Source organism: Escherichia sp. WS547, from assembly GCF_046486065.1.
In the GTDB taxonomy this organism is placed as follows: Bacteria; Pseudomonadota; Gammaproteobacteria; order Enterobacterales; family Enterobacteriaceae; genus Escherichia; species Escherichia coli.
Window position 1 is genome coordinate 164664 of the sequence record NZ_JBJQMA010000001.1, and the last position, 18831, is coordinate 183494.

Sequence of the window (18831 nt, forward strand, 5' to 3'; positions counted from 1 at the left end):
CATGTTTGAAATCCACCCTGTTAAGAAAGTCTCGGTGGTTATTCCCGTTTATAACGAGCAGGAAAGCTTACCGGAATTAATCAGGCGCACCACAAAAGCCTGTGAATCACTGGGGAAAGAGTATGAGATCCTGCTGATTGATGACGGCAGTAGCGATAATTCCGCACATATGCTGGTCGAAGCCTCACAAGCGGAGAACAGCCATATTGTGTCTATTTTGCTTAACCGCAATTACGGGCAACATTCAGCGATTATGGCGGGATTCAGTCACGTTACTGGCGACTTAATTATTACCCTTGATGCCGATCTCCAGAATCCGCCAGAGGAGATCCCCCGCCTGGTGGCAAAAGCCGATGAAGGCTACGACGTGGTAGGAACTGTGCGTCAGAACCGCCAGGACAGCTGGTTTCGTAAAACGGCATCGAAGATGATTAACCGGCTTATTCAGCGCACCACCGGCAAAGCGATGGGTGACTACGGTTGTATGCTGCGCGCCTATCGCCGTCATATTGTCGATGCGATGTTGCACTGCCATGAACGCAGCACCTTTATCCCGATTCTGGCGAATATCTTCGCCCGCCGTGCCATTGAAATTCCAGTGCACCATGCCGAGCGTGAGTTTGGTGAATCCAAATACAGTTTTATGCGCCTGATTAATTTGATGTACGACCTGGTGACCTGCCTTACCACAACGCCGCTACGTATGCTGAGTCTGCTTGGCAGCATTATTGCGATTGGAGGTTTTAGCATTGCGGTGCTGCTGGTGATTTTACGCCTGACCTTCGGACCACAATGGGCGGCAGAAGGCGTCTTTATGCTATTTGCCGTGCTGTTTACTTTTATTGGCGCTCAGTTTATCGGCATGGGATTGCTCGGTGAATATATCGGCAGGATCTACACCGATGTCCGCGCCCGCCCCCGCTATTTTGTTCAGCAAGTTATCCGTCCATCCAGCAAGGAAAATGAATAATGAAAACCGTCGTTTTTGCCTACCACGATATGGGATGCCTCGGTATTGAAGCCCTGCTGTCTGCCGGTTACGAAATTAGCGCCATTTTTACCCATACCGATAATCCCGGTGAAAAAGCCTTTTATGGTTCGGTGGCTCGTCTGGCGGCGGAAAGAGGCATTCCGGTTTATGCGCCGGATAACGTTAATCATCCGCTGTGGGTGGAACGTATTGCCCAACTCTCACCAGAGGTGATTTTCTCTTTTTATTATCGCCATCTTATTTGCGACGAGATTTTGCAGCTCGCTCCCGCAGGTGCATTTAATCTGCATGGTTCGCTGTTACCAAAATATCGTGGTCGCGCGCCGCTGAACTGGGTGCTGGTGAACGGTGAAACGGAAACTGGCGTTACATTGCACCGAATGGTGAAACGTGCCGATGCCGGGGCCATTGTGGCGCAACTGCGCATTGCCATTGCGCCAGACGATATCGCTATTACGCTGCATCATAAATTGTGCCATGCCGCGCGCCAGCTACTGGAACAGACATTACCCGCCATTAAACACGGTAATATTCTGGAAATCGCCCAGCGCGAAAACGAAGCCACCTGTTTTGGTCGCAGAACACCGGAAGACAGTTTCCTCGAATGGCATAAACCGGCATCCGTGCTGCACAACATGGTACGTGCCGTTGCCGATCCGTGGCCGGGTGCCTTCAGCTATGTTGGTAATCAGAAATTTACCGTCTGGTCGTCACGCGTGCATTCTCATGCGCCCGCAGCACAACCGGGGAGCGTGATTTCTGTTGCGCCACTGCTGATTGCCTGTGGCGATGGCGCGCTGGAAATCGTCACCGGACAGGCGGGCGACGGCATTACTATGCAGGGCTCGCAATTAGCGCAGACGCTGGGCCTGGTGCAAGGTTCACGCTTGAATAGCCAGCCTGCCTGTGCCGCCCGACGCCGTACCCGGGTACTCATCCTCGGGGTGAATGGCTTTATTGGCAACCATCTGACAGAACGCCTGCTGCGCGAAGATCATTATGAAGTTTACGGTCTGGATATCGGCAGCGATGCGATAAGCCGTTTTCTGAATCATCCGCATTTTCACTTTGTCGAAGGCGATATCAGTATTCATTCCGAATGGATTGAGTATCACGTCAAAAAATGTGATGTCGTCTTGCCGCTGGTGGCGATAGCCACGCCGATTGAATATACCCGCAACCCACTGCGCGTATTTGAACTCGATTTTGAAGAGAATCTGCGCATTATCCGCTACTGCGTGAAGTACCGTAAGCGAATCATCTTCCCGTCGACTTCAGAAGTTTATGGGATGTGTAGCGATAAATACTTCGATGAGGATCATTCTAATTTAATCGTCGGCCCGGTGAATAAACCACGCTGGATTTATTCGGTGTCTAAACAATTACTTGATCGGGTTATCTGGGCCTATGGCGAAAAAGAGGGTTTACAGTTTACCCTCTTCCGCCCGTTTAACTGGATGGGACCACGACTGGATAACCTTAATGCGGCACGAATCGGCAGCTCCCGCGCTATTACGCAACTCATTCTCAATCTGGTAGAAGGTTCACCAATTAAGCTAATTGATGGCGGAAAACAAAAACGCTGCTTTACTGATATCCGGGATGGTATCGAGGCGTTGTACCGCATTATCGAAAATGCGGGAAATCGCTGCGACGGCGAAATTATCAACATTGGCAATCCTGAGAACGAAGCGAGCATTGAGGAACTGGGCGAGATGCTGCTGGCGAGCTTCGAAAAACATCCGCTGCGCCATCACTTCCCACCGTTTGCGGGCTTTCGTGTTGTCGAAAGTAGCAGCTACTACGGCAAAGGATATCAGGACGTAGAGCATCGTAAACCGAGCATCCGCAATGCCCGCCGCTGCCTTGACTGGGAACCCAAAATTGATATGCATGAAACCATCGACGAAACGCTAGATTTCTTCCTGCGCACCGTGGATCTTACGGATAAACCATCATGACCAAAGTCGGCTTACGCATTGATGTCGATACCTTTCGTGGCACCCGTGAAGGCGTGCCGCGTCTGCTGGAAATCTTGAGTAAGCATAATATTCAGGCCAGCATTTTTTTCAGCGTCGGCCCGGACAATATGGGCCGCCATCTCTGGCGACTGGTGAAGCCACAGTTTTTGTGGAAGATGCTGCGCTCAAACGCGGCATCGCTTTATGGCTGGGATATTTTACTGGCAGGTACGGCCTGGCCGGGTAAAGAGATTGGTCATGCCAATGCCGATATCATTCGTGAAGCAGCTAAACATCACGAAGTCGGCCTGCACGCCTGGGATCACCATGCCTGGCAAGCCCATAGCGGTAACTGGGATCGGCAAACATTGGTCGACGATATTGCACGCGGCCTTCGCACCCTGGAAGAGATCATAGGTCAACCGGTAACCTGTTCTGCCGCTGCGGGCTGGCGTGCCGACCAGCAGGTGATCGAAGCAAAAGAAGCGTTCCATTTGCGCTACAACAGCGATTGTCGTGGGGCCATGCCGTTTCGGCCACTGCTCGAATCAGGAAACCCTGGCACTGCGCAAATTCCGGTGACCTTACCCACCTGGGATGAAGTGATTGGTCGGGATGTGAAAGCAGAAGATTTTAACGGTTGGTTACTCAACCGCATCCTGCGAGATAAAGGCATGCCGGTTTATACCATTCATGCAGAAGTTGAAGGCTGCGCTTATCAGCATAATTTTGTGGATCTCCTGAAACGGGCAGCCCAGGAAGGCGTGACATTTTGCCCTTTAAGCGAACTGTTATCAGGGACGTTGCCGCTCGGACAAGTTGTTCGCGGAAATATTGCCGGACGTGAAGGCTGGCTGGGTTGCCAACAAATTGCGGGTAGTCGTTGATGAAATCGGTACGTTACCTTATCGGCCTCTTCGCGTTTATTGCCTGCTATTACCTGTTACCGATCAGCACGCGTCTGCTATGGCAACCCGATGAAACGCGTTATGCGGAAATCAGTCGGGAAATGCTGGCATCCGGCGACTGGATTGTGCCCCATCTGTTAGGGCTACGTTATTTCGAAAAACCCATTGCCGGATACTGGATTAACAGCATTGGGCAATGGCTATTTGGCGCGAATAACTTTGGTGTGCGGGCAGGCGTTATCTTTGCGACCCTGTTAACTGCCGCGCTGGTGACCTGGTTTACTCTGCGCTTATGGCGCGATAAACGTCTGGCTCTACTCGCCGCAGTGATTTATCTCTCATTGTTTATTGTCTATGCCATTGGCACTTATGCCGTGCTCGATCCGTTTATTGCATTCTGGCTGGTAGCGGGAATGTGCAGCTTCTGGCTGGCAATGCAGGCACAGACGTGGAAAGGCAAAAGCGCGGGATTTTTACTGCTGGGAATCACTTGCGGCATGGGGGTGATGACCAAAGGTTTTCTCGCCCTTGCCGTGCCGGTATTAAGCGTGCTTCCATGGGTTGCATCGCAAAAACGCTGGAAAGATCTCTTTATTTACGGCTGGCTGGCGGTTATCAGTTGCGTACTGACGGTTCTCCCCTGGGGACTGGCGATAGCGCAGCGGGAGCCTGACTTCTGGCACTATTTTTTCTGGGTTGAGCATATTCAACGCTTTGCAATGGATGATGCTCAGCATAGAGCTCCGTTCTGGTACTACTTGCCGGTCATCATTGCCGGTAGCCTGCCGTGGCTGGGATTACTCCCCGGAGCACTGTACGCAGGCTGGAAAAACCGCAAGCATTCCGCAACCGTCTATTTGTTGAGCTGGACGATAATGCCGCTGCTGTTTTTCTCCGTCGCTAAAGGCAAATTGCCCACCTATATTCTTTCCTGCTTTGCACCTCTGGCAATGCTGATGGCGCATTACGCTTTGCTGGCAGCAAAAAATAATCCTCTGGCGCTGCGGATTAATGGCTGGATTAACATCGCTTTTGGTGTCACTGGCATTATTGCCACATTTGTGGTCTCCCCATGGGGACCAATGAACACGCCAGTGTGGCAAACCTTCGAGAGCTATAAAGTCTTTTGTGCCTGGTCGATTTTTTCGCTATGGGCATTTTTCGGCTGGTACACCTTAACAAACGTCGAAAAGACCTGGTCTTTTGCCGCGCTTTGCCCGCTGGGGCTGGCGTTGCTGGTAGGATTTTCAATTCCTGACAGAGTCATGGAAGGAAAACATCCGCAATTTTTTGTCGAGATGACACAAGAATCACTTCAGCCAAGCCGCTATATTCTTACTGATAGCGTCGGCGTTGCCGCAGGTCTGGCATGGAGCCTGCAACGCGATGACATCATCATGTATCGCCAGACAGGTGAGTTGAAATACGGCCTTAATTATCCGGATGCGAAAGGGAGATTTGTCAGCGGTGATGAGTTCGCAAACTGGCTTAATCAACATCGTCAGGAGGGGATTATTACACTCGTGCTTTCGGTTGACCGCAATGAAGATATCAACAGTCTCGCCATTCCGCCCGCAGATGCCATCGATCGTCAGGAGCGTCTGGTGCTGATTCAGTATCGTCCCAAATGATCTGGCTAACATTAGTCTTTGCCAGCTTGCTTAGCGTTGCCGGGCAGTTGTGTCAGAAACAGGCAACCTGCTTTGTGGCGATAAACAAACGGCGCAAACATATCGTGCTGTGGCTGGGACTGGCGCTGGCTTGTCTTGGTCTTGCCATGGTGCTCTGGCTGCTGGTCTTGCAGAACGTACCGGTAGGCATTGCCTACCCGATGTTAAGTCTGAATTTTGTCTGGGTGACGCTGGCTGCAGTAAAACTGTGGCACGAACCGGTATCGCCGCGTCACTGGTGTGGGGTGGCGTTCATTATTGGTGGCATTGTGATCCTCGGGAGTACCGTGTAATGGGCCTGATGTGGGGATTATTCAGCGTCATTATCGCCTCCGCTGCGCAATTAAGCCTGGGTTTTGCGGCGAGTCATCTGCCGCCGATGACGCACTTATGGGATTTTATCGCGGCGCTGTTAGCTTTTGGCCTGGATGCCCGGATACTGTTACTCGGGCTGCTGGGTTATCTGCTTTCCGTTTTTTGTTGGTATAAAACACTACATAAACTTGCACTAAGCAAAGCCTATGCCTTGCTCAGTATGAGTTATGTGCTGGTATGGATTGCTTCAATGGTACTTCCCGGCTGGGAAGGGACTTTTTCGCTGAAAGCACTACTGGGAGTAGCCTGTATTATGAGCGGGTTGATGCTGATTTTCCTGCCCACGACAAAACAACGTTACTGAGTTTTCCCTGCCACTTTACACTGCCGTTCCCACTCATCGGGGCTATAACTGCTTGCCGAGAGGACTTTCACCGTATGCAGCTTTTCACGATTAATACAATAAAGCGCATTCTGCAAAGGCGAGAGTAAATCCCCCACTTTCACGGCGAAGTCACTCTTCACTTCGGCGATCATTTTTATCGTGCCACCAGCATCACAAAGCTTAAGTACATGTCTGTTATCTTGTTTATCACAGCATGACTTTTTAACCAGCCATTCCATTGCACCACCCTGCTTGATAAGAATTTTCACATTAATTTACAGATTAACAGATAAACCTATTATCAACGGCAATGGAATGGCAAAATTGCGAAGTGAAACTAATGATTTCTTAATCCTGGCGTTGCACCCACTCTTTTAGCGCCTGACGTGAAATCTTAATGCCGCCGTTTTTCAGTTCAGGCGGCAGCGTTAACCAACGCACCGGTTGCTGAAAACGGGCCAGCTTATCTTTCACCCATTCACTAAGATCAACGGTTTGCTGGTCATACTCCACCACCGCTACCGGCCGATGACCAAACTCCTTGTCGGCAACGGGGACGATAAACACCTGCAAAACCGCAGGATGTGCAGCAATAACGCGCTCGACTTCTTCCGGCTGAATACCCTCACCGCCACTGAAGAACAGATTGTCTAAACGCCCGACAATGGTCAGCTTGCCATTATGCAGCTCACCGCGGTCGCGCGTAGCGTACCAGCCTTCGTCATTAACCAGTGCCACCAGTTGCCCGTTACGCCAGTAACCTTCAGCCATACTGGCAGCCCGCAGCCACACTTCATCATTAACGATTTTCACTTCCCGACCCGGCAGCGGCGAACCAACGTCTGCCAGACCGTCGGCTTCTTTCGCACACACCGTGGAGGCAAACTCGGTCAGACCATAGCCGCAAAAGCAACGAATCCCCTGCTCGTGCGCCTGTTCCGTCAACTCGACCGGGATAGCCGCGCCGCCAAGTAGCACCGCTTTCAGGGAAACGGAACTACGGTTAACCAGCAAACGCCAGAGTTGTGTTGGCACCAGTGAAGCGTGAGTACAGCCTGCCAGCATTTGCTCCAATGGCTGTTTATCACGTACCGTCATCCGCGCACCAGCGTATAACCAGCGCCACATAATTCCCTGACCGGAGACGTGAAACAGCGGTAAAGAGAGCAACCAGTCATCGTGCTCGCCAAACGGTATCAGCGATAACACACCTTGCGCACTGGCAAGATGGGCCTGATAAGTATGAACAGCGGCTTTCGGCAAACCGGTAGAGCCGGAGGTCAACGTCATTGAGCACAGACGCGTCGGCTGCCACGCAGCGGCATGTGCGCCTTCAACCAGCTGAATGTGCAGCGACGTTAACGCCGGAAACGTGTTTTCCCCATCCGGCACCAGCGCAAATTGCAGCGTCAGATTGGGCAGCAATTCTTCAAGCAACGGTTGCGGCAGCTGAGGGTTCACGGGCAACACCCGCGCCCCGCATTGCAGTAACGCCAGCCAGGCGAGCAGCGTTTGCGGCGTATTCCACGCCCGCAACATCACGCCGCTGCCCTCAACAACGCCCTGCGCCGCAAAGCCGGAGGCTAATTCATCGACGCGAGCACAAAGCTCGCGCCAGTTAAGTTGCTCGTCATTAAGACGTAAGGCGATGGCTTCTCCCCGCACTTGCCGCCAGTGACGCCACGGCCAGTCAGAGAAGATCATAACAGCCGCTCCAGTGCATCAACTTCCACTAACGGTAGCGGGCTACCCGGCCAGCGACGAACCTGCTGCGCCTGCATCAGATCCAGCGTGTCCAGCCCCGGAATGGTGTCTGGCGTTAACCAGGCGGCAATCCGCGCCAGTTGCGTTAAGCCTAAGCTCGACTCAATAGAAGAACTGATCACCGCCGTCAGCCCCAACGCGTGCGCCGCCTGCACCTGCTCACGTACTTTCTCCAGGCTGCCCGTGAGCGTAGGTTTGATAACTACCGCGCTCACGCCCTCTTCAGCCACAAAGGCAAAATCCGGCTCGCGCAGGCTTTCATCCCAGGCAATGGCAATGCCGGTTTCACGGGCAAACGCACGGGAATCATCGCGGGTTTTGCACGGCTCTTCGAGAAACGCGATGCGGTGGCGATAATCCGGGTTAACGTATTTGGCAAACTGCTGACCTTTCAGCGACGTCCAGGCGCGATTTGCGTCAAGACGCAAATGCAGATCCGGAATTGCCTCCAGCAACAGATTCACCACCATGCCGTCGCGCACCGCTTCGTACAATCCCACTTTGACCTTCGCCACTTTCTCGCCCGGCATATCGGCAAGTTTGAGGATCAGATCGTCCGGATCGCCATTACACAGCGGTGCCGCACGGTAGTTGGCTGCTTGCGGCAACGCATCGGTCAGTTCTGCCAATGCACAGCTTACGCCAAAGGCCACGGAAGGCATCTGCGGTAGCTCGCAATCGCCTGCCAGCCAGTTATTTACCCAGGCAAGCAGCACGCTTTGCGCCTCTTCCCAGGTTTCCTGGCTGAAGCCCGGCAGTGGGGAGATCTCCCCCCACCCTTCGCGCTCGCCCTCACGCAGGCAAACATACAGCCCGTCGCGGGTTTTTAACCGCCTGTCGCGCAGAACCACCCCCGCGTCCATGGGGATCTGCCAGCGGTATACCTGCGCGCTACGCATTACGGATTCCGTTTAAATTTGCTGAAATCAGGCTGACGTTTCTGGTTGAAAGCGTTGCGACCTTCCTGACCTTCTTCCGTCATATAGAACAGCATGGTGGCGTTACCTGCCAGCTCCTGCAGACCTGCCTGACCGTCACAGTCGGCGTTCAGCGCAGCTTTCAGGCAGCGCAGCGCCATCGGGCTGTTTTGCAGCATTTCGCGGCACCAACGGACGGTTTCTTTTTCCAGATCCGCCAGCGGTACCACGGTGTTCACAAGGCCCATATCCAGCGCCTGTTTCGCGTCGTACTGACGGCACAGGAACCAGATTTCACGCGCTTTTTTCTGTCCGACGATGCGAGCCATGTAGGAAGCGCCCCAGCCGCCGTCGAAGGAACCGACTTTCGGGCCAGTCTGGCCGAAGATGGCATTATCAGCCGCGATAGTCAGGTCGCACATCATGTGCAGAACGTGACCGCCGCCGATGGAGTAGCCAGCCACCATCGCGACAACCGGTTTCGGACAGGTACGAATCTGACGCTGGAAGTCCAGCACGTTCAGGTGATGTACGCCGGAATCATCTTTATAGCCGCCGTAATCACCACGCACTTTCTGGTCACCACCGGAGCAGAACGCTTTATCGCCTGCGCCAGTCAGAATGATCACGCCGATGTTGTCGTCATAACGCGCATCTGCCAGTGCCTGGATCATCTCTTTTACCGTCAGAGGACGGAAGGCATTGCGCACCTGCGGACGATTAATGGTGATTTTTGCGATACCGTCGGCAGATTTTTCATAACGAATGTCCTCGAAACCTTCGGAGCAGTCGTGCCATTCAACCGGTGCGTAAAGCATTGCTTCATCAGGATAAATCATATTGTGTCCTTTAGTCAGAAACGCAAGATCTGCGCCAGACTTGCGATTACGCCAGCGGGATTTTCCCGATGCGCGTTATGTCCGGCGCGAGGAATGACATGGCATTCGGCAGCCAGTTCCGCCGCCAGGGCGCGGAATTTGCTGTCACGTTCACCACATAAATAATAAAACGCAAATGTGCGGGCGCTAAGGTTAGCACGTAAATCGGGCTGGACGGCGAGAGAAGTCGCCTCCAGCATGGCGGCAAGCGTTGCGCCATTATTGTTGCTGCGCAGCGCAACCAGCTCCCGGCGTTGTTCGTCATTGAGTGAGGCAAAAACAGGCTGTTGATACCAGTCAGCAAATACCGCCGTTAACGGTTCTGTGCGAAAACGCTGCGCCCATTGGCGATCGGAACGCTGACGTTCCGTGCGTTGTTCAGCATTTTGCAACCCAGGGTGCCCGCCTTCGACAATAACCCCACAAAGCCCCGGCATCCCCTGACAAGCCGCCATCATCGCCACCCGTCCGCCAAGCGAGTACCCCACCAGCCAGAAGTTAAGGATGTTGTAACTAACCAGAGTTTTGCGCAGTAAGCCGGTGACATCATCAAATCCATCGACGCGAATCGCCGCCGAACCACCGTGACCTGGGAGATCAACATACAACCGCGAGTAGTTGGCAAACACCTCGCCCACTTCTTGCCATTCATGGCAATCGCCGGAAAAACCGTGCAAAAACACCAGCCAGGGTAAACCTGGTTTACCGTGTTTTGCCTGCGCGTGCAGGATCATAAATGGCTAACCTGCGCCAGCAGTTGCTGGAGGGTTTGCGCACCATTGGTGTCGTTAACCACCATTTCAATTACCGTGGTGGTCGGCGTGCGCCAGGCGTCGGCAAGTGCCGTTTCAAGTTCCTGCCAGTTTTGCGGACAATGATATTTCAGCTCGAACATCGCGGCGGCGTGCTCAAAATGGACGTTTTGCGGCATCAGATAGAAACGCTCGCGCTCGTTTTTCGGCGTTGGCAACAGCGAGAAAATTTGCCCGCCATTGTTGTTCACCACAATTAATACCAGCGGCGCGGAAACCTGACGTAATAACGCCAGCGCGTTGAGATCGTAAAGTGCTGAGAGATCGCCCACAATCGCCAGCGTCGGTTTGCCACTGGCCCGCTGAACGCCAGCAGCAGTTGAGAGCAGCCCGTCGATACCGCTGGCACCTCGGTTGCTGTACACCGGGTAACCTGCCGGAAGTTGCGAAAGCGCATCAATCAGACGTACCACCAGGCTGTTACCGACAAACAATTGCCCCTGTTCAGGCAAATAGTCGCTGATGCGATGCGCCAGTTGCGCTTCGCCAAACGCATCGCGACGGGCAATAACCGCCTGCATTGCCTGTTCAGCCAGGCGCGGGATTTCAACGCACCAGGGCTGGCGTTTTTCTGCCGGATGTTGCTCCAGCCAGTCGGCAATATTGGCAATTAAGCGACGTCCGCGATGGTGTGCCGGATCAAGTCGCCCTTCAATGTCATCAACAATCCAGTACTCTTCGGGTTCACAGCTTGCCTGCCATTGCAGGAGCCGTTTGCCCGTCAGGCTGCTTCCCAGTTGCACCACAATTTGCGCCTGTTGCAGTTCGCTGGTCGCTTTGGCATTGCCTAACCAGAGATCGGCACACGGCAGCGGCTGTCCGGTTTGCGACAGCACATCGCCAATCAGCGGCCAGCCAAGAGTTTGCGCCCACAGTGCGACTTTTTTGCCCTCTTCCGCACTCATGCGCCCGGCAACCACCACGCCGCGCTTTTGTCGCCAGAAGAACCAGTCGCGCTGTTTTTCACTTTCCAGACGAGGCGCTTCACGCAACCACGGTTTGTCGTCCTGCCACCAGTCGCCCAGACGCTGTTGCCAGCTAAGCCCGGTGTCGTCCATTTCGCCATACAGCGGTTCAGCAAACGGGCAGTTGATATGGACTCCACCAGCATGAAGCGTACCGAGAGCGTGGTCGATGGTAGAAACCAGCCAACGTGCGGGGATATCCTGGGTCGGGCGCGGCAGTGAAATACTGTGCGTGGGGTGAGAGGCGAACATTCCCGGCTGACGAATCGCCTGATTCGCGCCGCAGTCAATTAGCTCCGGCGGGCGATCGGCGGTTAACAGGATCAGTTTTTCTCCGGTTAACCCGGCTTCAATCAGTGCCGGATAGAGATTTGCTACCGCCGTGCCGGAGGTCACAATCACAGCCACCGGCTGCTTGCTGACTTTCGCCAGCCCCAGCGCCAGATGCCCCAGTCCACGCTCATCGAAATGGGTGTGGTGAATGAATGCGGAATTCTCCGCCGCCGCTAACGTTAACGGTGTAGAACGCGAGCCAGGGGCGATACAGATGTGTCTGACGCCGTGACGCGTTAATGCTTCCAGAATGACCGCCGCCCAGCGTCGGTTAAATGCGCTTACTGACATGAGTTTGTCCGGTATCAATATTGCGGCTAAGTATAAGGAGCTACAAAAATAGATTATTGATATGAATCGGTAATGATGCGACTCATTACTATTCCATTTGTAATAAAGTACGCAGCCCTGCCGCTTTGTTGTCGATTTCCTGCCACTCTTGCTCGGGGTCGGAACCACGGACAATGCCCGCGCCAGCATATAGTCGCACGACATTGCCGCTAATTTTTGCTGAGCGCAGGGAAACGCAGAATTCGCTTTGTTGTAAAGAGAGATAGCCCGCAGAACCGGCGTACCATTCTCGGGTGAACGGTTCGTGACGGGCGATAAACTGTCGCGCCAGATCGCGCGGTAAGCCAGCAACTGCTGCCGTTGGCTGCAACTGATGTAAACAGATCACATCATCCGCTTTGTTGAGTGCAGTCCAGATACAGCGGCGAAGATGCTGCACTTTACGCAGACGCAGTACCTGCGGCGGTAAAACATCCAGCGTCAGGGTATCGGCCTGCAATCGTTGGCAGATATCCTCCACCACCAACATGTTCTCGCGCTGGTTTTTATCATCCGCCATCAGCCACTCACCTAACTGCTGCGCCTGCTTATCATCAGGATGATTTGCTACCGTTCCCGCCAGCGCTTCGGTACGCAGCGCTTTGTCACGCCGCCGCCATAACCGTTCCGGTGAAGAACCAAGAAAAGCATTTTCGCCATCAAAGGCCATGTAAAAATGGTAGCAATTCAGATTGAGCCGACGACTGGCAGCCATCATCGCTGCCGCATTGACCGGACTTGCGAAATGCAGGTCAGTTGCCCGAGCAAGCACCACTTTGTCGAGCTCACCTTCGGCGATGGTTTTCGTTGCCAGTTCGATTAATTGCGTCCAGCCCGTTTTGTCCGGCCAGTGTTGTTCTCGCGTGGTGGTTAAATGTAACCCAGGCAAGGGCTTGATACTCACCAGTTTGGCGATAAATTCTTTTGCCTTGATTGCATCGTGCTGAAGGGAGCTTTCGCTGAATAGCGTCACCCTCAGCGTGGCTTTACCGCCACAGCGTCGCCATTCGAGGCGTGGTAAAAGTAAATTACCCTGCGACGGGTCAAACGCATTCAGCCCCCAGATGCGTAAGTCGGCGTGTTCCGGGTGCTGGCGAAGAAAACGTTGTGCCTGGTCCAACGACGTAAAACGGGTAATCGCACCCAGGACGGCAGCTTCTTCATCACCATTACGTTGTTGCCAGTAGAATTGCGGATACGTTTGCTGACTGGCCAGCCAGCTCAAGGCATCAAAAGCGTCTTTGAGAGGGAAAGGAATATCGATAACCCGAATGCCGGGTGTCGCCGGAATCTCTTGCGACAAATGGCGCAGTAGATTTTCCAGCGCCGTAGTAAGTGATTGCACGCGGACCTCTCCCTGTTAAAAGCCTCACATTATACGGGGTACTACAAAAAAAATGCAGTACCCCGGTGTAGGGAGGTTTTAACGGCGTGCCAGCAACAGTCCTAGTACCAGCCCAACGGCCGCGCCCACACCAATTCCTTGCCAGGGTTTTTCGTGGACGTAGTCATCAGCACGATAAACAGCCTGCTTCGCCCGATAGTAATAACTGTCTGAAGCCTGGCTAACCCGTTTTTTCACATCATCCAGCGCTTTTTCTGCACGCGCTTTCAGCTCAACATATTTCTGATCGGCGGGATCGCCAGAGGAGCGGAGCACCTCTTCCAGTGTTTCACTAAGCAGCGTCAGGTCATCATCGATACGTGTATCACCAAACTGATTAGACATTCTCGTTCTCCATTTGCGTAAAACCTGTCACTAACTATAGACAAGGGTTATTGATTACGCCTGAATTACCTCGCGTGCCATCCCAATGTGTGGGATACCATCTTCTTCATAGACCTCCGTCACAGGGATAAAGCCAAAACTCTGGTAGAAGTTTTGCAGATGCGCCTGCGCCCCGAGGTAAACAGGTTTATCAGGCCAGTGACGCGTACATGTTTCGAGTGTTTTATTCATCAGCTGCTGCCCCACTTTTTCGCCACGCAACGCTTCACTAACAATCACCCGACCAATAACGACCGGCTCAAGATCATCATCACTTTTCAGAATCCTCGCATACGCCACCAGTTCATCATTTTTCCAACCGAGAATATGGCGATTATCCCCCGTCAAATCATCACCATCGATATCCTGATAAGGGCAATTCTGCTCAACAACAAACACCGCGCAACGCAGTTGTAATAAGGCATAAAGCTGGGAAACCGATAATTCAGAGTGATGCAGATCTTGCCATTCAATCATAATGCTCTCCTTTTAGATGTATGCCTTATACTAGCCGGAATATTTTTTGAAACGTGATGAACTCATGGAATTAATTTTTTTAGGTACTTCAGCCGGTGTGCCAACCCGTACGCGCAATGTCACGGCAATATTGCTTAACCTGCAACATCCGACCCAGAGCGGTCTTTGGTTGTTTGACTGCGGTGAAGGCACCCAGCATCAGCTACTGCATACCGCCTTTAACCCTGGAAAACTGGATAAGATTTTTATCAGCCACCTTCATGGCGATCATCTCTTTGGTTTACCCGGCTTGCTGTGCAGTCGTTCTATGTCAGGCATTATCCAACCCTTAACGATTTATGGTCCGCAAGGTATCCGTGAATTTGTGGAGACTGCGCTGCGGATTAGCGGCTCATGGACCGATTATCCGCTGGAAATTGTCGAAATTGGCGCTGGCGAAATTCTCGATGATGGCCTGCGCAAAGTGACCGCTTATCCGATGGAACACCCACTGGAATGTTATGGCTATCGTATTGAAGAACATGATAAACCGGGTGCATTAAATGCCCAGGCATTAAAAGCTGCTGGCGTGCCGCCTGGCCCACTGTTTCAGGCATTAAAAGCGGGCAAAACAATCACGCTGGAAGACGGAAGGCAGATTAACGGCGCAGATTACTTAGCCGCTCCAGTGCCAGGTAAAGCGCTCGCTATTTTCGGCGATACCGGCCCCTGCGATGCCGCACTTGACCTGGCTAAAGGTGTCGATGTCATGGTGCACGAAGCGACGCTGGATATAACCATGGAAGCCAAAGCCAATAGTCGCGGCCATAGCTCTACACGCCAGGCTGCGACACTAGCCCGTGAGGCTGGAGTCGGTAAGCTAATCATTACCCACGTCAGCTCGCGCTATGATGACAAAGGTTGTCAGCACCTGTTACGTGAATGTCGGTCAATTTTCCCGGCGACTGAACTGGCGAATGATTTCACCGTGTTTAACGTTTAACTCTGCTTACTACTAAAAACAGGGCGAAACTTGCCCTGTTATCGCAACCCGCGCTACATATATCCACCCACACGGGAATATTGAGCGATTTTTGATATTTATTCATCTCCTCACGCACTATATTCAGAGCAATAAGTTGCCTCTTTTTATCTTCATTCAGCACAACCTTTGCAACTAAAAGGAGCCTATGATGGTTACAGTTGTCAGCAATTATTGTCAATTATCTCAAACCCAACTCTGTCAGACATTTGCAGAAAAATTTACTGTGACCGAGGAATTACTGCAGTCTTTAAAAAAAACAGCGTTATCCGGGGATGAAGAAAGTATTGAGTTACTGCATAACATTGCGTTAGGTTATGATGAATTTGGGAAAAAAGCTGAAGATATTCTTTACCATATTGTTAGAAACCCAACAAATGAGACCCTATCGATTATCCGACTTATTAAAAATGCCTGTTTAAAATTATATAATTTGGCACATACCGCAACCACCCCCCCCTCAAATCACATGATTCAGATGATCTCCTGTTCAAAAAACTATTCTCCCCTTCGAAATTAATGACAATTATCGGTGAGGACATTCCTCTTATATCAGAAAAACAGTCGCTTTCAAAGGTACTTTTAAATGATAAGAATAATGAACTGAGCGATGGGACAAACTTCTGGGATAAAAATCGTCAATTAACCACAGATGAAATAGCTTGCTATCTTAAAAAGATAGCCGCAAATGCAAAAAATACTCAAGTCAATTATCCTACTGATTTCTACCTCCCCAATTCCAACAGCACTTACCTGGAAGTCGCTCTCAATGATAATATTAGGAGCGATCCATTATGGCCGAAAGCAGTCCAGTTATTCCCCATAAATACTGGCGGACACTGGATATTAGTTTCGCTACAAAAAATAGTTAATGAAAAAAATAACACACAACAAATAAAATGCATCATATTCAACTCATTACGTGCACTAGGCCATGAAAAAGAAAATTCACTTAAGCGTATCATTAATAGTTTTAATTCTGAACTCATGGGAGAAATGTCGAATAATAATATAACAGATCATTTAACTGAACCCGAGATAATATTTTTACATGCCGATCTTCAGCAATACTTAAGCCAAAGTTGCGGTGCATTTGTGTGCATGGCAGCCCAGGAAGTGATTGAACAAAGGGAAAGCAATTCCGACAGCGCCCTCTATACGTTATTAAAAAACTATGCTGACAGATTTAAAAAATATTCAGCAGAAGAGCAGTACGAAATTGATTTTCAACATCGACAGGTAAACAGAAATTGTTATTTAGATAAATATGGCGATGCAAATATCAATGATTATTATAGAGACTTAGAAATAAAACACTCACAACCCCAAAATAGAGCATCAGGCAAAAGAGTAAGTTAACATCATTGTTAATTAATTCGACCAGTCAGCAAATATGCTGACTGGTCGAACATAGTTTGCTAAAAAGTCATCACTGACTGATGTCAGTCACACCACCCGCCAGTTCAATCTGCGGGTATTTCCAGCGTATCGCGGCACGCGATTGCTGGTCTGTTGATGTAGTGGATTGTAGTTGCTGATTTTTCTTACCCTAAGATTTCAATTCAATCTGCCAATAAATAACATAATTATATTTTTTCCTCATATGAATTCCTTTTTAATATAGCGAACTCACTGTAAAAAAAACACTTTTTGTATATCTCTACCAACCGTAATAAAATAAACACTCACAGCTCATTATAAATAATAATGAAATAACGCCTTTTATTGATAATTTACATATGAAAAAAATAACACCTCTTTGTTTTATATCATTACTACTATCACTTCCTTTTATTATTTTTTACCAACCCTGGGTCAATGCATTACCGCCAACGCCCCGACACGCAAGTCCTGAGCAATTAGAAAAAACAGTTCGTTATCTTACACAAACTGTGCATCCCCGTAGTGCCGACAATATTGATAATCTGAAAAGGTCCGCAGAGTATATAAAAGAGGTCTTTGTCAGTAGCGGTGCCAGAGTTACCGCGCAGGACGTCCCCATTACGGGTGGCCCCTACAAAAACATTGTTGCTGATTATGGTCCTGCCGATGGACCGCTGATTATTATTGGTGCGCACTATGACTCTGCCAGCAGTTATGAAAACGATCAATTGACCTATACGCCGGGCGCGGATGATAACGCCAGCGGCGTGGCAGGATTACTCGAACTGGCACGTTTGTTACAGCAGCAAGTACCGAAAACTGGCGTGCAGCTGGTCGCCTATGCGTCGGAAGAACCGCCCTTCTTTCGTAGCGATGAAATGGGGAGCGCGGTACATGCAGCTTCGCTTGAGCGTCCAGTGAGATTAATGATAGCGCTGGAGATGATTGGCTATTACGACTCTGCGCCTGGTAGTCAGAATTACCCTTACCCGGCAATGTCCTGGCTTTATCCCGATCGGGGAGACTTTATTGCCGTGGTAGGCAGAATGCAGGATATCAACGCCGTTCGTCAGCTAAAAGCGGCATTGTTGTCATCTCAGGATTTATCTGTTTATTCTATGAATGCCCCAGGGTTTATTCCCGGTATTGATTTCTCTGATCACCTTAATTATTGGCAACACGATATTCCCGCCGTAATGATTACCGACACCGCTTTTTATCGTAATAAACAATACCACTTGCCCGGTGATACCGCAGACAGATTGAATTATCAGAAAATGGCTCAGGTAGTGGATGGGGTTATAACTTTGTTATACAACAGTAAATAATAAAAATTTCTCGAGGCGGGTCCAGAAAAAGCGACATGTACATTTTATTTTCCCTCGTCTGTTTTAAGATGCGAAACATGAAATTCAACGGAGGAAAATAAAATGGGAATGATTGGCTATTTTGCAGAAATTGACTCAGAAAAGATTAACCAACTGCTTGAGTCTACTGAAAAACCCTTAATGGACAATATTCATGACACGCTTTCAGGATTACGCCGACTGGATATTGATAAACGCTGGGATTTTTTACATTTTGGCCTGACAGGCACCTCTGCTTTTGATCCCGCGAAGAATGATCCGCTGAGTCGTGCCGTGCTTGGTGAACACAGCCTCGAAGATGGCATAGATGGCTTCCTGGGATTGACCTGGAATCAGGAGTTAGCCGCGACAATCGATCGCCTGGAATCACTGGATCGAAGTGAGCTGCGTAAACAGTTTTCCATTAAACGACTCAATGAAATGGAGATTTACCCTGGTGTGACTTTTTCAGAAGAGTTAGAGGGGCAACTCTTTGCTTCGATCATGCTTGATATGGAAAAGCTGATTAGTGCGTATCGACGTATGCTGCGACAAGGGAATCATGCGCTGACGGTTATTGTTGGGTGATGGTGTCAGGGCACCAAAA

General features: G+C 50.8%; 18 protein-coding genes and 1 pseudogene. 10 read left to right on the forward strand and 9 right to left on the reverse strand.

Translation table 11 applies throughout. The features are described 5' to 3' along the window. Position 1 precedes the first annotated feature (1 nt). The 6 genes from arnC to arnF are packed head-to-tail and all read left to right on the forward strand — an operon-like array spanning position 2 to position 6209. The gene (gene arnC, locus ACJHWK_RS00700; protein ID WP_000461642.1) at positions 2-970 is read left to right on the forward strand and encodes an undecaprenyl-phosphate 4-deoxy-4-formamido-L-arabinose transferase; all 969 of its coding nucleotides are present in this window, start codon (positions 2-4) and stop codon (positions 968-970) included. Next, positions 970-2952 (forward strand): bifunctional UDP-4-amino-4-deoxy-L-arabinose formyltransferase/UDP-glucuronic acid oxidase ArnA, encoded by a 1983-nt coding sequence (arnA, locus tag ACJHWK_RS00705; RefSeq protein WP_001551384.1) that lies wholly within the window; start codon positions 970-972, stop codon positions 2950-2952. Before arnC ends, arnA begins: the two co-directional genes overlap by 1 nt. Beyond that, on the forward strand, positions 2949-3839 hold the full coding sequence (arnD, locus tag ACJHWK_RS00710) for a 4-deoxy-4-formamido-L-arabinose-phosphoundecaprenol deformylase (protein WP_001520904.1): 891 nt from the start codon (positions 2949-2951) through the stop codon (positions 3837-3839). The genes arnA and arnD overlap by 4 nt, the downstream gene beginning before the upstream one ends. Continuing rightward, a complete protein-coding gene (gene arnT, locus ACJHWK_RS00715) occupies positions 3839-5491 on the forward strand; it encodes a lipid IV(A) 4-amino-4-deoxy-L-arabinosyltransferase (protein ID WP_001520905.1) in 1653 nt (550 codons plus the stop codon). The genes arnD and arnT overlap by 1 nt, the downstream gene beginning before the upstream one ends. Further along, positions 5488-5823 (forward strand): 4-amino-4-deoxy-L-arabinose-phosphoundecaprenol flippase subunit ArnE, encoded by a 336-nt coding sequence (gene arnE / locus ACJHWK_RS00720; protein ID WP_000638031.1) that lies wholly within the window; start codon positions 5488-5490, stop codon positions 5821-5823. Before arnT ends, arnE begins: the two co-directional genes overlap by 4 nt. Next, positions 5823-6209: a 4-amino-4-deoxy-L-arabinose-phosphoundecaprenol flippase subunit ArnF gene (arnF, locus tag ACJHWK_RS00725; RefSeq protein WP_000523864.1), complete on the forward strand. Its 387-nt coding sequence runs from the start codon at positions 5823-5825 to the stop codon at positions 6207-6209. Before arnE ends, arnF begins: the two co-directional genes overlap by 1 nt. Here arnF and pmrD read toward each other — a convergent pair. From pmrD to ACJHWK_RS00770, 9 genes are all read right to left on the reverse strand, one after another. Beyond that, positions 6203-6469, reverse strand: a complete 267-nt coding sequence (pmrD, locus tag ACJHWK_RS00730) for a signal transduction protein PmrD (RefSeq protein ID WP_001389849.1) — start codon at positions 6467-6469, stop codon at positions 6203-6205. The genes arnF and pmrD overlap by 7 nt on opposite strands. A 109-nt stretch (positions 6470-6578) precedes the next feature. Next, entirely contained in the window at positions 6579-7934 is a 1356-nt protein-coding gene (gene menE / locus ACJHWK_RS00735; RefSeq protein WP_170886227.1) for an o-succinylbenzoate--CoA ligase, read from the reverse strand. Next, positions 7931-8893 carry an o-succinylbenzoate synthase gene (menC, locus tag ACJHWK_RS00740; protein WP_001520909.1) on the reverse strand — a complete coding sequence of 321 codons (963 nt, stop codon included), beginning with the start codon at positions 8891-8893 and terminating at the stop codon, positions 7931-7933. Before menC ends, menE begins: the two co-directional genes overlap by 4 nt. Further along, positions 8893-9750, reverse strand: coding sequence for a 1,4-dihydroxy-2-naphthoyl-CoA synthase (gene menB, locus ACJHWK_RS00745; protein ID WP_000639989.1), 858 nt, complete (start codon positions 9748-9750; stop codon positions 8893-8895). Before menB ends, menC begins: the two co-directional genes overlap by 1 nt. A 14-nt stretch (positions 9751-9764) precedes the next feature. Further along, the gene (gene menH / locus ACJHWK_RS00750) at positions 9765-10523 is read right to left on the reverse strand and encodes a 2-succinyl-6-hydroxy-2,4-cyclohexadiene-1-carboxylate synthase (protein WP_000600541.1); all 759 of its coding nucleotides are present in this window, start codon (positions 10521-10523) and stop codon (positions 9765-9767) included. Beyond that, positions 10520-12190 (reverse strand): 2-succinyl-5-enolpyruvyl-6-hydroxy-3-cyclohexene-1-carboxylic-acid synthase, encoded by a 1671-nt coding sequence (gene menD, locus ACJHWK_RS00755; RefSeq protein ID WP_001520910.1) that lies wholly within the window; start codon positions 12188-12190, stop codon positions 10520-10522. Before menD ends, menH begins: the two co-directional genes overlap by 4 nt. 88 nt (positions 12191-12278) lie before the next feature. Next, complete coding sequence (gene menF, locus ACJHWK_RS00760; RefSeq protein ID WP_001520912.1) at positions 12279-13574, reverse strand: isochorismate synthase MenF; 1296 nt, start codon at positions 13572-13574, stop codon at positions 12279-12281. Positions 13575-13652: 78 nt separating this feature from the next. Continuing rightward, entirely contained in the window at positions 13653-13958 is a 306-nt protein-coding gene (gene elaB / locus ACJHWK_RS00765) for a stress response protein ElaB (protein ID WP_000070621.1), read from the reverse strand. A gap of 54 nt (positions 13959-14012) precedes the next feature. After that, the gene (locus ACJHWK_RS00770) at positions 14013-14474 is read right to left on the reverse strand and encodes a GNAT family N-acetyltransferase (protein WP_000574084.1); all 462 of its coding nucleotides are present in this window, start codon (positions 14472-14474) and stop codon (positions 14013-14015) included. A 64-nt stretch (positions 14475-14538) separates the two neighbouring features. Between ACJHWK_RS00770 and rbn the strand changes: the two genes are divergently transcribed. The 4 genes and pseudogenes from rbn to ACJHWK_RS00790 all read left to right on the forward strand — a co-directional run bounded on the left by rbn (position 14539) and on the right by ACJHWK_RS00790 (position 18812). After that, positions 14539-15456 (forward strand): ribonuclease BN, encoded by a 918-nt coding sequence (gene rbn, locus ACJHWK_RS00775; protein ID WP_001520915.1) that lies wholly within the window; start codon positions 14539-14541, stop codon positions 15454-15456. A 187-nt stretch (positions 15457-15643) separates the two neighbouring features. Continuing rightward, positions 15644-16854: pseudogene (locus tag ACJHWK_RS00780) on the forward strand (ElaD/SseL family deubiquitinase). Positions 16855-17234: 380 nt separating this feature from the next. Continuing rightward, positions 17235-18206: a M28 family metallopeptidase gene (locus ACJHWK_RS00785; protein ID WP_001520918.1), complete on the forward strand. Its 972-nt coding sequence runs from the start codon at positions 17235-17237 to the stop codon at positions 18204-18206. 102 nt (positions 18207-18308) lie between these two features. Then, positions 18309-18812, forward strand: coding sequence for a YfbM family protein (locus tag ACJHWK_RS00790; protein WP_000525365.1), 504 nt, complete (start codon positions 18309-18311; stop codon positions 18810-18812). Positions 18813-18831: the final 19 nt, after the last annotated feature.

Coding starts and splice junctions, on each gene's coding strand:
- arnF (WP_000523864.1), top strand. CDS start 5,823: ATGGGCCTGATGTGGGGATTATTCAGCGTCATTATCGCCTCCGCTGCG.
- menD (WP_001520910.1), bottom strand. CDS start 12,190: ATGTCAGTAAGCGCATTTAACCGACGCTGGGCGGCGGTCATTCTGGAA.
- pmrD (WP_001389849.1), bottom strand. CDS start 6,469: ATGGAATGGCTGGTTAAAAAGTCATGCTGTGATAAACAAGATAACAGA.
- menE (WP_170886227.1), bottom strand. CDS start 7,934: ATGATCTTCTCTGACTGGCCGTGGCGTCACTGGCGGCAAGTGCGGGGA.
- arnE (WP_000638031.1), top strand. CDS start 5,488: ATGATCTGGCTAACATTAGTCTTTGCCAGCTTGCTTAGCGTTGCCGGG.
- arnT (WP_001520905.1), top strand. CDS start 3,839: ATGAAATCGGTACGTTACCTTATCGGCCTCTTCGCGTTTATTGCCTGC.
- arnD (WP_001520904.1), top strand. CDS start 2,949: ATGACCAAAGTCGGCTTACGCATTGATGTCGATACCTTTCGTGGCACC.
- rbn (WP_001520915.1), top strand. CDS start 14,539: ATGGAATTAATTTTTTTAGGTACTTCAGCCGGTGTGCCAACCCGTACG.
- arnC (WP_000461642.1), top strand. CDS start 2: ATGTTTGAAATCCACCCTGTTAAGAAAGTCTCGGTGGTTATTCCCGTT.
- menB (WP_000639989.1), bottom strand. CDS start 9,750: ATGATTTATCCTGATGAAGCAATGCTTTACGCACCGGTTGAATGGCAC.
- menH (WP_000600541.1), bottom strand. CDS start 10,523: ATGATCCTGCACGCGCAGGCAAAACACGGTAAACCAGGTTTACCCTGG.
- ACJHWK_RS00790 (WP_000525365.1), top strand. CDS start 18,309: ATGGGAATGATTGGCTATTTTGCAGAAATTGACTCAGAAAAGATTAAC.
- arnA (WP_001551384.1), top strand. CDS start 970: ATGAAAACCGTCGTTTTTGCCTACCACGATATGGGATGCCTCGGTATT.
- elaB (WP_000070621.1), bottom strand. CDS start 13,958: ATGTCTAATCAGTTTGGTGATACACGTATCGATGATGACCTGACGCTG.
- ACJHWK_RS00785 (WP_001520918.1), top strand. CDS start 17,235: ATGAAAAAAATAACACCTCTTTGTTTTATATCATTACTACTATCACTT.
- menC (WP_001520909.1), bottom strand. CDS start 8,893: ATGCGTAGCGCGCAGGTATACCGCTGGCAGATCCCCATGGACGCGGGG.
- ACJHWK_RS00770 (WP_000574084.1), bottom strand. CDS start 14,474: ATGATTGAATGGCAAGATCTGCATCACTCTGAATTATCGGTTTCCCAG.